Source organism: Lyngbya sp. CCY1209 (assembly GCF_035615495.1).
Taxonomy (GTDB): domain Bacteria; phylum Cyanobacteriota; class Cyanobacteriia; order Cyanobacteriales; family Microcoleaceae; genus Limnospira.
Genome location: NZ_JAJENU010000183.1, coordinates 1 through 12,466, shown reverse-complemented (window position 1 = coordinate 12,466; position 12,466 = coordinate 1). Strand labels below are relative to the sequence as shown.

9 protein-coding genes are annotated in these 12,466 nt (G+C 58.3%); 5 read left to right on the top strand and 4 right to left on the bottom strand.

Annotated elements, in window-relative coordinates; genetic code table 11:
- Window positions 1–133: 133 nt before the first annotated feature.
- From hcp to hoxE, 3 genes are read right to left on the bottom strand one after another with little or no spacing between them, the layout of a single operon-like run.
- Complete coding sequence (gene hcp, locus LKE08_RS02885) at window positions 134–1,783, bottom strand: hydroxylamine reductase (protein WP_324702686.1); 1,650 nt, start codon at window positions 1,781–1,783, stop codon at window positions 134–136.
- A 44-nt stretch (window positions 1,784–1,827) separates the two neighbouring features.
- A complete protein-coding gene (locus LKE08_RS02880) occupies window positions 1,828–3,441 on the bottom strand; it encodes a NuoF family protein (RefSeq protein ID WP_324702685.1) in 1,614 nt (537 codons plus the stop codon).
- A 41-nt stretch (window positions 3,442–3,482) separates the two neighbouring features.
- On the bottom strand, window positions 3,483–4,019 hold the full coding sequence (gene hoxE, locus LKE08_RS02875; RefSeq protein ID WP_324702687.1) for a bidirectional hydrogenase complex protein HoxE: 537 nt from the start codon (window positions 4,017–4,019) through the stop codon (window positions 3,483–3,485).
- Window positions 4,020–4,406: 387 nt separating this feature from the next.
- Here hoxE and LKE08_RS02870 point away from each other — a divergent pair, with 387 nt between their 5' ends.
- From LKE08_RS02870 to LKE08_RS02855, 4 genes are all read left to right on the top strand, one after another.
- Window positions 4,407–4,640: a HypC/HybG/HupF family hydrogenase formation chaperone gene (locus tag LKE08_RS02870; RefSeq protein ID WP_324702684.1), complete on the top strand. Its 234-nt coding sequence runs from the start codon at window positions 4,407–4,409 to the stop codon at window positions 4,638–4,640.
- A gap of 346 nt (window positions 4,641–4,986) precedes the next feature.
- The gene (nifJ, locus tag LKE08_RS02865) at window positions 4,987–8,589 is read left to right on the top strand and encodes a pyruvate:ferredoxin (flavodoxin) oxidoreductase (protein ID WP_324702683.1); all 3,603 of its coding nucleotides are present in this window, start codon (window positions 4,987–4,989) and stop codon (window positions 8,587–8,589) included.
- 167 nt (window positions 8,590–8,756) lie between these two features.
- Window positions 8,757–9,779: a dihydroorotate dehydrogenase-like protein gene (locus LKE08_RS02860; RefSeq protein ID WP_324702682.1), complete on the top strand. Its 1,023-nt coding sequence runs from the start codon at window positions 8,757–8,759 to the stop codon at window positions 9,777–9,779.
- Window positions 9,780–10,038: 259 nt separating this feature from the next.
- Entirely contained in the window at window positions 10,039–10,236 is a 198-nt protein-coding gene (locus LKE08_RS02855) for a hypothetical protein (protein WP_324702681.1), read from the top strand.
- Window positions 10,237–10,446: 210 nt separating this feature from the next.
- Here the strand turns inward: LKE08_RS02855 and LKE08_RS02850 are convergent, their stop codons facing one another.
- Complete coding sequence (locus tag LKE08_RS02850; RefSeq protein ID WP_324702680.1) at window positions 10,447–11,415, bottom strand: aldo/keto reductase; 969 nt, start codon at window positions 11,413–11,415, stop codon at window positions 10,447–10,449.
- A gap of 90 nt (window positions 11,416–11,505) precedes the next feature.
- On the opposite strand from LKE08_RS02850, the gene LKE08_RS02845 reads away from it, so the two are divergent.
- Window positions 11,506–12,102, top strand: a complete 597-nt coding sequence (locus tag LKE08_RS02845; protein ID WP_324702679.1) for a DUF1802 family protein — start codon at window positions 11,506–11,508, stop codon at window positions 12,100–12,102.
- The last annotated feature ends 364 nt before the right edge of the window (window positions 12,103–12,466 follow it).

The window sequence follows — 12,466 nt, the reverse complement described above, 5'->3', positions numbered from 1 at the left end:
CGGTCCGAGTTGGGGAGGCAACCGGGGACATAGGGTGATTGGTGGGGGCAGTGCCTCTGTGCCTGCCCTTGCCATCGATCCCAGTTTGGGAGGCAACCGGGGACGGTTGCCCCCACCTTCTGTCTCCCGATTCCTATCCCAAGCAGGCGGCCAAATCTTCCTCGGGAGTTGTAATGGGTTGGAGGTGGTATTTTTCGGACAGCAATGCGAAGACATTGGGGGAAATGAACGCGGGGAGGGTGGGTCCGAGGCGGATGTCTTTGATACCCAAATAGAGGAGGGTCAGTAAGACCGCCACGGCTTTTTGTTCGTACCAGGACAGGATCATCGACAGGGGCAGTTCGTTCACGTCCATCTCGAAGGCCTGGGCGAGTCCCAGGGCGATCTGGATGGCGGAGTAGGCGTCGTTGCACTGTCCCACGTCCATGAGGCGGGGGATGCTGCCGATTTCGCCCATTTCCTTGTCGAAGAAGCGGAATTTTCCGCAGGCGAGGGTGAGGACGACGCAATCTTCGGGTACCTGGTCCACGAAGTTGGTGTAGTAGTTGCGATCGGGTTTGGCGCCGTCGCAGCCGCCGACGAGGAAGAAGTGCCGGATTTTGCCCTGTTGGACTGCTTCGATGATGCGATCGGCGACATTTAGCACTGCATTCCGGGCGAAGCCGGTTTTCACCTGGCGGGGCTCCCCGTCTTCGGCGAATCCCGGCATGGCCAGGGCTTTTTGGATGACGGGGGTGAAGTCGGGGATGTCGTCCGCCACATCTTCGAGGTAGGCGATCTCGGGATATCCCACCGGGCCGATGCTGAACAGTTTGTCCTCATAGTTTTCGTGGGGCGGCATCAGGCAGTTGGTCGTCACCACGATGGGGCCGGGGAATTTGGCAAAATCTTTGGTCTGGTTCTGCCATGCGGTCCCATAATGACCGTATAAATGGGGGTAGGTTTGTTTGAGGATGGGGTAGCCGTGGGCGGGGAGGAGTTCCCCGTGGGTGTAGACGTTGATGCCGGTGTTGGCGGTCTGTTTGAGGAGGGCTTCGAGTTGTTTGATGTCGTGGCCGGAGACTAAAATGGCTTTCCCGGCTTTGGCGTTCAGGGGGACGACGGTGGGGGTGGGGTGGCCGTAGTGGTTGGTGTGGCCGGCGTCGAGGAGTTCCATCGCCCGCAGGTTCATTTCCCCGACTTTCAGGGCCAGATTGACCCAGTCTTCCAACCCCAGATCGGGGTTTTCCAGGGCAGCCAGGGCTTCGTGGCAGAAGGTGTAGACGCGATCGTCCTCCTGGCCGAGTTCTTGGGCGTGGAAGGCGTAGGACGCCAGCCCCTTGATGCCGTAGAGGGTGGTGAGTTTGAGGGAGAAAATATCGATGTTGTCGCTGGATTCGGCGATGAAGTCGCGGGAAATTTCTTCTCCCTGGGCGACCAAACTTTCCGTCCAGTCGGGCTGGTATTGGACGGCGGGGGACCAGGCGATCGCCGTGTCGCGGGCCTCCTCCACCCGGGCTTTCAGGTTTTCCCGCAGTGCGATCGCCTCCCGGATGTAGGTATAAAAGCGTTTGCGATTGAAGTTGACGTTCGTCATGGTGGCGAACATGGACTCGCAGGTAAACACGTCCACATCGCGGGTGTCGATGCCCAGTTCCTTGGCTTTCAGGGCGACGGGGGCGATGCCCCGCAGGCAGTAAATCAGCAGATCCTGGACGGCGTTGACGTCGGGTCCCTTACCGCAGGCGCCCCACTGGTGGCAACCCTGGCCGCTGGCGGTTTGTTCGCATTGTTCGCAAAACATCAATGATTTCTCCGAGTGACTTGTAAATATTGGGGTGAAATGAATTAACGGGCCGCAACTTTACCGTTGGGGGTTTGGATCAACTCCGTGTATTCCTCCGGGAAATAGTGCAGGGTGCTGGTGACGGGGTTGGGGGCTGTCTGTCCCAGACCGCAGAGGCTGGTGGCTTTCACCATGTCGCACAACTGCTTGAGTTTTTCCAAATCGCCGTTGGTGGCCTGTTTGTTGAGGAGTTTGGTGAGCAACTGGTACATCTGCACGGTCCCGGCCCGGCAGGGGATGCACTTGCCGCAGGTTTCCCCCCGGCAGAATTCCATGTAGAATTGGGCGACCTGCACCATGCTGGTGTTTTCGTCCATGACCACCATGCCGCCGGACCCCATCATCGACCCCAGCTTGGCGAGGGATTCGTAATCAACGGGGGTATCGAGCAAGTCGGCGGGGATGCACCCCCCCGAGGGTCCGCCCGTCTGGACGGCCTTGACTTTCAAGCCGCCGGGGATGCCGCCGCCCATCTCCTCGACGATCTCCCGCAGGGTGATGCCCATCGGCACTTCGATCAGCCCATTGTTGCGGATTTTGCCCGTCAGGGAGAAGATTTTGGTGCCCTTGCTCTTTTCGGTGCCGATGCCGGCGTACCAGTCGGCGCCGTTGCGGATGATGGGGGCGATGTTGCCGAGGGTCTCCACGTTGTTAATCAAGGTGGGGCGGTCCCACAGGCCGGAGACGGCTGGGTAGGGGGGGCGAGGTCGAGGTACGCCCCGTCCGCCGCCGATGGAGGCGATGAGGGCGGTTTCTTCGCCGCAGACGAAGGCTCCGGCGCCGACGCGGATATCGATGCTGAAGTCCACGGGGGAACCCAAGATTTGGGCGCCCAAGAAGCCCTGGCGTTTGGCTTGCTGGATGGCTTTTTGTAGGCGGGTGATGGCGAGGGGATATTCGGCCCGGACGTAGATGTAGCCTTGGGTGGCGCCGACGGCATAACCGGCGATCGCCATTCCTTCCAAAATCCGGTGGGGGTCGCTTTCCAATACGCTGCGGTCCATAAAGGCGCCGGGGTCGCCCTCGTCGGCGTTGCAGATGACGTATTTCTGGCCCTCGGGCATCTTGGCGACGGTGGCCCATTTCAGGCCGGTGGGGTAGCCGGCGCCGCCGCGTCCCCGCAACCCGGACTGGGTGATTTCGGCCACCACCTCTTCTGGACTCATTTCATAAATGGCGTGGTAAAGGGCTTGGTAGCCGCCCACGGCCAGGTATTCGCCGATTTTTTCGGGGTCGATCTTGCCGCTGAACTCCCGGACGATCTTCAACTGGCGGCTGAAGAAGGGGTGGTCGGGGTCGCCCCGGACGGCTTTGGCTTCGCCGCCGTTGAGGGCTTCGATGATGGAGGGGGCGTCTTCGGGGGTGACTTTTTCGTAGTGGATGCCCTCGGGTTCGACTTCCACCATCGGGCCGCGGCCGCAAAATCCCATGCAGCCGACACCGACGACCTGCACCCGATCTTCGAGTCCGGCCTGTTTGAGGGCCTTTTCCATTGCTTTTTTGACCTCGACGGACTCGGATGCCTGACATCCGGTGGAGGTGCAGCAGTGGACGCGGATGCTTTTGTGGGAGTGGCGTTCTTTTTCGGCGAGTTCGAGTAGTTCACTCAATTCCATATATCGGATCTCCTCTCTCGATGGTTGGACGTGGCGGGGGGTCAACTGGGGTCGCCCTGCCACTGTTTCAGGCGATCGACGGCGGCCTCGGGGCCCTGCTGGCCGGCTACTTTGCCGTCGAAGACGACCGCCGGGGCGATGCCGCAGGCGCCGATACAGCGGGCGGTGACGATGGAAATTTGGCCGTCGGGGGTGGTTTCCCCGGATTTGATCCCCGTTTTCTCTTCCAGGGCCGCGAGCACTTCCCCGCTGCCTTTGACGTAGCAGGCGGTGCCGAGGCAGACGACGCAGGTATGGGCGCCACTGGGTTTGAGGGAAAACAGGTGGTAGAAGGTGGCGACGCCGTAGACCTGGCTCAGGGGGAGTTGCAGCTTTCGGGCGACGTAGATGAGGACGTCTTCTTCGAGGTATCCGAAGGCTTCTTGGGCTTTGTGGAGCACTTCGATCAGGGCGTCCTGGCGGAACTGGCTGCGTTTCATGGTGATGTCGAGGACTTTGAAACGCTTGTCACCGCTGGGGTGTCCGGAGGCGGCCTGGGTTTTCCCGGCTTTCGGGGCGGTTTCGGTCGGAGATTGCATGGCGACTTTGCGGTAATTTCTACACGGTTTCAACCCGATCGCGGCGATCGCGGCGACGGCCGGTTTGACCGATCGCCGTCGTTCTCGATGGGGTCGATATTTGCTCTTGATGACAAATCTCGGCTTCGGGGGAAAATTCCATTGTTTGACCCATCCCCAAAGCAACTGTAGGGTTGTTTATCTCCAAATCTTTTGGGACTTGAACGAATCCAAAATTCTGTTCTAAATATTAAGTATAAAGGAAAGCCCGGGAAAAAAGTCTTAAAATAATTCAAAGAATTTCACGCCCGATCGCGGCGTTCCCCAGCGGACGGCTGAGGGGTCGGGTCGGGATTTCGGGGCTGACGGTCCCGCAATAAGAATTGTAAACCGACGGATGGTATTTTTATGTGTCTCGCCGTGCCCGGAAAATTACTCAGTCTCTCCGGAGAAGACCCGTTGCTGAGGACAGGTCGCGTCAGTTTTGGCGGTGTCGTCAAAGTGGTGAACCTGGCTTACGTGCCGGAAGCCGAGGTGGGGGACTACGTTTTGGTCCACGTGGGCTTCGCCCTGAGCCGGGTGGACGAGGCGGAAGCGTTACAAACCTTAGCCGATTTACAACAGATGGTGAAATTCGGTTAAAAAGTGTTAAGACCCGATTTCGGTTTCGGGCAATTTATTAGATGATTGAAAGTGTAAGGCAGGAGGCAGTCAGACGGGGGCCGATCCTTAACAAAGATTTAACCATTGGAGTCTGACTGAACGAAAAAGACCGGCCGAATCGGACAACCAACGCAGCAGGAATATTGGTGTCAAAGTATGGGGAAATGATGAGTCAATTTTTTGTGGGTTAAATTACAGAATTTTAGCGATCGCGGGGGGCAAGATAGAAACGGAGTTCGCCCAACAAAAAGACCCGACCGAGATCGCGACAAAATCACTGTTTTTTTGACCGGACACTATCTGAAGCAACGAGAGGATTTTCAGCATGAACACGAGACAATATACGACCCTGGACGGGAATGAAGCGGTCGCCCGCGTCGCCTTCCCGCTCAACGAAGTGATCGCCATTTATCCGATCACCCCCTCTTCGCCGATGGGCGAATGGGCCGACGCCTGGATGTCCGAAGGGCAGCCGAACCTGTGGGGAACGGTGCCGTCGGTGGTAGAAATGCAGAGCGAAGGTGGCGCGGCCGGTGCCGTCCACGGCTCCCTGCAAGGGGGGTCCCTGACGACGACCTTCACCGCCTCCCAGGGATTATTACTAATGATCCCCAACCTGTACAAAATCGCCGGGGAACTGACCTCAGCCGTCCTCCACGTCGCCGCCCGTTCCGTGGCTGCCCAGGCCCTGTCCATCTTCGGGGATCACAGCGACGTGATGGCGATCCGGGCCACCGGCTGCGCCCTGCTGTGTTCGGCCTCGGTTCAGGAAGCCCAGGATTTGGCCCTGGTCGCCCACGCCAGCACCCTGAAGGCCCGGGTCCCCTTCGTCCACTTCTTCGACGGGTTCCGCACCTCCCACGAAGTGCAGAAAATCGAACTCCTCGAACGCAGCGACCTGCGGGCGATGATCGACGACGAGGACGTTTACGCCCACCGCGCCCGGGGACTCACCCCCGATCGCCCCGTATTGCGCGGCACCGCCCAGAACCCGGACGTCTTCTTCCAAGCCCGGGAAAGCGTCAACCCCTTCTACAACACCTGTCCGGAAATCGTCCAGAACGCGATGGACAAATTCGCCGAACTCACCGGACGGGAATACAAACTGTTCCAATACCACGGCGCCCCCGACGCCGATCGCGTGGTAATTTTAATGGGTTCCGGCTGCGAAACCGCCCACGAAACCGTAGATTACCTGACCGGACAGGGCGAAAAAGTCGGTGTGCTGAAAGTGCGCCTGTACCGGCCCTGGGACGCCAGCGCCTTCCTCGGTGCCGTGCCCGAAACCGTGAAAGCGATCGCCGTTTTGGACCGCACCAAGGAACCGGGCGCGAGCGGCGAACCCCTCTATCTAGATGTCGTCACCGCCATCAGCGAATCCTGGGAAGGCACCGCGCCCAAAATCGTCGGCGGCCGCTACGGGCTCTCCTCCAAAGAGTTCAACCCGGCAATGGTGAAAGCCGTCTTCGACAACCTCAGCCAAGACAAACCCAAAAACCACTTCACCATCGGCATCAACGACGACCTCACCCAGACCTCCCTCCCCTTCGATGCCAGTTTCTCCACCGAACCGGACAGCGTCATCCGCGCCATGTTCTACGGCCTGGGGTCGGACGGCACCGTGGGCGCCAACAAAAACTCCATCAAGATCATCGGCAACGATACCGCCAACTACGCCCAGGGCTATTTTGTCTATGACTCCAAAAAATCCGGCGCCGTCACCGTCTCCCACCTGCGCTTCGGACCCGATCCGATCCGCTCCACCTATTTGATCAACCAGGCCAACTTCGTGGGTTGCCACCAGTGGACGTTCCTGGAAAAACTCAGCGTCCTGGACGGAGCCGCCGACGGGGCCACCTTCCTGCTCAACAGCCCCTACGGACCCGATGAGGTGTGGAGTCGCCTGCCGATCGAAATTCAAGAACCCATCGTCCGCAAGGGTCTGAAATTCTACGTCATCGACGCCAACAAAGTGGCCCGGGACAGTGGCATGGGCAACCGCATCAACACCGTCATGCAGGTGTGCTTCTTCGCCCTGGCCGGGGTACTGCCGCGGGATGAAGCGATCGCGAAAATCAAGAAAGCGATCGAAAAGACCTACGGCAAGAAAGGGGCGGAAATCGTCCGCATGAACCTGCAGGCCGTGGACAACACCCTCGAAAACCTGTTCGAGGTCAACGTCGGGGAAGTCAACAGCGACGTCCGCATGGTGCCGCCCGTCCCGGCGAGCGCCCCCGATTTCGTGCGGGAAGTCGAAGGCATGATGCTCTCCCGCCAGGGCGACCAACTGTCGGTGAGTCAACTGCCCTGCGACGGCACCTACCCCACCGGCACCTCCAAATGGGAGAAACGCAACGTCGCCCAGGAAATCCCCGTCTGGGACCCGGATGTGTGCGTCCAGTGCGGCAAGTGCATTATGGTCTGTCCCCACGCCGTCATTCGCGGTAAGGCCTACGACGAAGGCGCCCTGGAAAACGCCCCGGAAACATTTAAATCAACGGCCGTCAAAGATAAGGCTTTCTCCGGCCAAAAATTCACCATCCAGGTGTCCCCGGAAGACTGCACGGGCTGCGGCGTGTGTGTGGATGTCTGTCCGGCCAAGAACAAGTCCATGCCCTCCAAGAAGGCGATCAACATGGAATACCAGCCGCCGCTGCGGACTCAAGAGCGGGAAAACTGGGATTATTTCCTGAATTTGCCCAACCCCGACCGTCGCAACTTGCGGTCTGACCTGATCAAGCAGCAGCAGTGGCAGGAGCCCCTGTTCGAGTTCTCCGGCGCCTGTGCCGGCTGCGGGGAAACCCCCTACATCAAGCTGGCGACCCAACTGTTCGGCGATCGCATGGTCGTCGCCAACGCCACGGGTTGCTCCTCCATCTACGGCGGCAACCTGCCCACCACCCCCTGGGCGCAAAACGCCGACGGCCGCGGCCCAGCCTGGTCGAATAGCCTGTTTGAAGACAACGCCGAATTCGGCCTCGGCTTCCGCCTGTCCATCGACAAGCACACCGGCTTCGCGTCGGAACTGCTGCAAAAACTGGGATCGACCGTCGGGGACGAACTGGTGGCGAAAATCGTCAACAACCCGCAAAAATCCGAGGCGGACATCTGGGAGCAGCGGGAACTCGTCGGACAGGTGAAACAAAAACTGCAAGGGTCCGACGACCCCGACGCCAAACAGTTGCTCAGTGTCGCCGACTACCTGGTTAAAAAATCCGTCTGGATCGTCGGCGGGGACGGCTGGGCCTACGATATCGGCTACGGCGGTTTGGATCACGTCATCGCCAGCGGCCGCAACGTCAACATCCTGGTGATGGATACGGAGGTCTACTCCAACACCGGCGGCCAGTCCTCCAAGGCCACGCCGCGGGGGGCCGTCGCCAAGTTCGCGGCCGGTGGCAAACCGTCGCCCAAGAAGGACTTGGGTTTGATCGCCATGACCTACGGCAACGTCTACGTCGGCTGCGTGGCGATGGGGGCGCGGGATGAACACACCCTGAAGGTGTTCCTGGAGGCGGAGGCTTACGACGGGCCGTCCCTGATCATCGCCTACAGCCACTGCATCGCCCACGGTATCAATATGGCGACGGCGATGACCCACCAGAAGGCCCTCGTCGAAAGCGGGCGCTGGCTGCTGTACCGCTACAATCCCGAATTGAAGACCCAGGGCAAGAACCCGCTGCTGCTGGATTCGCGATCGCCCAAGAAAACCATCGAAAAATCCATGTACGCGGAAAACCGCTTCAAGATGCTCACCAAAACCAAGCCCATCGACGCCAAACGGCTGCTCAAGGAGGCCCAGGAAGACGTGAACACCCGCTGGCAGATGTACCAATATCTGGCTAACCGTCCCCTGGACGGCAACGGTAACGGCCACGGCACGCCGGCCGAAGCCGAGGGCGAAAGCCAATCGACTCCGACCAGCTAAACGAAGCGGGGGGGGAGTGAGGGAGTCGGGAGTCGGTATTAGGGAGTCGGGATTTAGAGGGGCCGTTTCTTTCGGAACTTCCTCTGCTTCCTCCGCTTACCTCCGCCTCCTCTGCCTCCTCAGCTTCCCCCACACCCGACATCCTAATTTTCACGAGGACTAAGATCATGGATTTGAGTACGACTTATTTGGGATTGAACTTGCGGACTCCCATCGTCCCGTCCGCGGCCGCCCCTTTGTCGGAGGATGTGGACAATATCCGGCGCATGGAGGACGCCGGCGCTGCGGCGGTGGTGCTGCACTCCCTGTTTGAGGAACAACTGCTGCGGGAAAAATTTGAACTGCACCACCATTTGGAGTACGGGACTAACAGTTTCGCCGAAGCGCTGACCTATTTCCCGGAACCGGACGAATTTCACGTCGGGCCGGAACTGTATCTGGAACATATCCGCGCGGCTAAGGCGGCGGTGAACATTCCGATTATCGCCAGTTTGAACGGTTTCTCCTCCGGGGGTTGGGTGGAATATTCCCAACTGATGCAGGAAGCGGGGGCCGACGCGATCGAGTTGAACATCTACTACGTCCCCACGGATTTCGACATGAGCGGGGCCCAGGTGGAGGAAAACTACCTCACTACCCTGCGGGAAGTGAAGGCGGAGGTGACGATCCCGGTCACCATGAAGCTGAGTCCGTTTTTCAGCAACATGGCGAACATGGCGAAGCGGTTGGACGAAGCCGGGGCGGACGGTCTGGCCCTGTTCAACCGCTTCTTGCAGCCGGATATCAACCCGGAGGAATTGGAAGCGGAGGCGGGTTCGGTGCTGAGTTCCCCCCACGATATGCGCCTGCCGATGCGCTGGATTGCGATCCTGTACGGCCGCATCAATGCGGATTTGGCGGCGACGAGCGGCATCGCCCGGGGCCACGACGCCATCAAGATGTTGATGGCGGGGGCGAAAGTCACCCACGTCTGTTCGGCCCTGCTGCGGCACGGCATCGGCTACATCCGGGTGATGGAAGATGAGATCAAGCGCTGGATGGAAGAGTACGAATACGAGTCGGTGAAGCAGATGCAGGGTTCGATGTCCCAGCGCCACTGCGATGATGAGTCGGCTTACGAACGGGCGCAGTACATGAAGGCGATCACGTCCTACGAATCGTCCTACGAACCGGAACGCACCTTGTTCTAGATGTAGTCAATAGCGGGGGCGATTTCCGAATCGCCCCTACCGTTGGATTGATTTTGTTACCCCCCGATCGCCGAATGGATCGGGGTTGCTTTTGCCTGAAATTCCTGAGTGCAAGGGGTTTCGGGCTTACGAATCGGCGACCGTCACCGCCCGTTTGGGGGTGATATCACAGGTGGGGCTGTATCAAAATCACACATCGCCTGCATGAAAATGCAGATACTTGACACAGATAAAGTCGTTCAAACTCCGTATTTTTACCATGATCTGTATTCGCGATGTCGTCCAAAATGCGATCGCCACGGGCTTTTTGAGCTTGGAGGCGGAAAACCAACTCCGGCAGATGTTGAAAACTACCCAAAATGACGGGGATGCCCTCGATGCCTTCGCCAACCTTCAAGTCGCCGCGATGACCGGAAAAGTCCGGCAGGAGTCCCGGGAAATGTTTCAATCTCGATAGGTTTCCGGGCGATCTACACCCTCCGAGATACTTCACAAACAATCAACAAAGCACAACCGTATTTTTACGATTGTACTTTATCAATTAATAATTAATAATTAATAATTAATAATCGACACAGCGAACGGCGCTGTAATTTCGGGAATGGGGAATCGGGAATTTTTGACATTTGACTTTCCCCACACCCGGCGATCGCGATCCTGGAGAGACTCAGCCAAAATTCCACATGATGGGATAATCTTCTTCGAGGTGGTCGGTGACGATCCGCCCGATCCGGTCGATGTTCTCGAGATCTTCCGGGGACAGGCGCACCTCCGCCGCCTTGACATTTTGCTCCACCTGGCTGCTATTTCGCGCCCCGGCGATCGCGTGGGTTCGGGGTCGGGCGATCAGCCACGCCAGGGACAACTGCGCCAAAGTACAGCCCTTTTCGGCCGCGATCGGACGCAGGCGATCGAGAGCCTCTTGGACGCGGCGGTAGTGGTCCGGGTTTTGGAAGAGTTTATTTTTGTTGCGGTGGTCCCCCTCCTGAAACTGGTGGTCTGGTCCGAACTTTCCGGTCAGGAGTCCCTGGGCCAGGGAAGAGTAGGCCAAAATCGAAATGTTGTTTTCCACGCAGTAGGGCATCGTTTCCCGTTCCACGTCCCGCCAAAACAGGGAATAGGGGGGTTGCAGGCTGTCGATGCGGCCGTAGCGGGCGGCTTCTTCCATCTGCGATCGCGAAAAATTCGACACCCCGATCGCGCGGATTTTCCCTTTTTCTTTCAGCGTGTTGAGGGCGTCCATCGTCTCGCCGATGGGGACGATTTCGCTGTTGAACGCTCCCGAAGGCCAGTGAATTTGGTAGAGGTCGATATAATCGGTCTTGAGACGTTTCAGGGAGCGATCGCAGGCGGCCAGAACCTGGTCGTATTTCAAATGGTCGGCGAAAACCTTGCTGGCGTAGACCACGCGATCGCGGAGATCCGACACCGCCTCGGCGATCAGTTGTTCCGAACGGCCCGAGGCGTAAACTTCCGCCGTGTCGATGGTGGTGATACCGGCCTCGACGGCATCGCGGATCGCCCGGACGAGTTCCGACTCATCGACCCCGCGCCATCCCCCCGTGTCGGCCTGCCAGGTCCCCAAAATGACGGGCGTCATTTGAATGTCCGACGTGCCGAGCGATCGCGTTTCCATAATTTGAACTCCTCAAAATATTGTCAGATATTCAATTCTTCACTATCTTAAGAAAAAAGCGATCGCGCCGTACAATTCCCACCTCAAGATATGTCTCCGGAGAGATTTTTATCCGCCGCCCTCAAAGAATGGAACGTGGCAGTCAACGCCCTGGAAGCGGGGGAAACCGCCGTGCTGGTCCGCAAAGGGGGCATCCGGGAACGGGGGGGGCGCTTCGGCGTCGATTTCAACCCGGTGCTATTGTATCCGACTTTCGAGCATCAGAAGCCCGACTGGCTCAAACCCGAATACCGGGATTCTGTGGAACCCGTGCCGTCGGGGTGGCATCCCGATCGCGTCCGAGTCGGCAGTTGGGCGGAAATTACCGATCTTTTCAGTTGGGAAACGTCCCGGGCGGAAACGGTGGCGGACGCCCTGTCAAATTTCATCATTTGGAACCGGACATTTTTGGGCGATCGCCTCAACTGGAAACCCCAAAAACCCCTGCATATTCTATTGCTGAGAAGTTACAAACTTCTCGACCCCGTGGAAATTCCCTATCGGGACGCCTACGGGGGATGCCGGTCGTGGATCGAGTTGGAAACCGCCGTCTCTATCGCCCGGTCTTCTCCCGTTTTGAACGCCGACGAATACGGGGAACTCGGCGATCGACTGCGCGACACCATTCGGAGTGTCTCGGGAGACTGAAAAAAAAACTCGAAATTTTGGCGGCGAAAGGGGTTGACGGGGGGCGACGATTTGCGGTAAACTATTGACATAAAGCTCCATAATGGGAGTGGTGACAAAAATAAAAATTTGACCACCACTCCCATTATCTAAAATAATACCGGAAGTCAAGCGAAAAAGCAACAACCCCCCAAAAAAAAGCGAAATTTTTAACATTTCTTAATTTTTTTTTTCAAAAAATTTTAAATTCGGGCATCGAGCCCGAAGTTGTCAGATGCACCCGGGGGAGGCCGGGGTTGGGAAAGGGTCTTACGAGAAAAGGACGAGAGCTTGAAAGCCGTGTCTTTTTAAAGCACGGATGAAAAGCGAACGGCGACTTCAGTCG

Bases quoted from the DNA above. Each gene is read 5' to 3' on its own strand.
- hcp (WP_324702686.1), bottom strand. From the start codon at position 1,783: ATGTTTTGCGAACAATGCGAACAAACCGCCAGCGGCCAGGGTTGCCAC.
- LKE08_RS02880 (WP_324702685.1), bottom strand. From the start codon at position 3,441: ATGGAATTGAGTGAACTACTCGAACTCGCCGAAAAAGAACGCCACTCC.
- hoxE (WP_324702687.1), bottom strand. From the start codon at position 4,019: ATGCAATCTCCGACCGAAACCGCCCCGAAAGCCGGGAAAACCCAGGCC.
- LKE08_RS02870 (WP_324702684.1), top strand. From the start codon at position 4,407: ATGTGTCTCGCCGTGCCCGGAAAATTACTCAGTCTCTCCGGAGAAGAC.
- nifJ (WP_324702683.1), top strand. From the start codon at position 4,987: ATGAACACGAGACAATATACGACCCTGGACGGGAATGAAGCGGTCGCC.
- LKE08_RS02860 (WP_324702682.1), top strand. From the start codon at position 8,757: ATGGATTTGAGTACGACTTATTTGGGATTGAACTTGCGGACTCCCATC.
- LKE08_RS02855 (WP_324702681.1), top strand. From the start codon at position 10,039: ATGATCTGTATTCGCGATGTCGTCCAAAATGCGATCGCCACGGGCTTT.
- LKE08_RS02850 (WP_324702680.1), bottom strand. From the start codon at position 11,415: ATGGAAACGCGATCGCTCGGCACGTCGGACATTCAAATGACGCCCGTC.
- LKE08_RS02845 (WP_324702679.1), top strand. From the start codon at position 11,506: ATGTCTCCGGAGAGATTTTTATCCGCCGCCCTCAAAGAATGGAACGTG.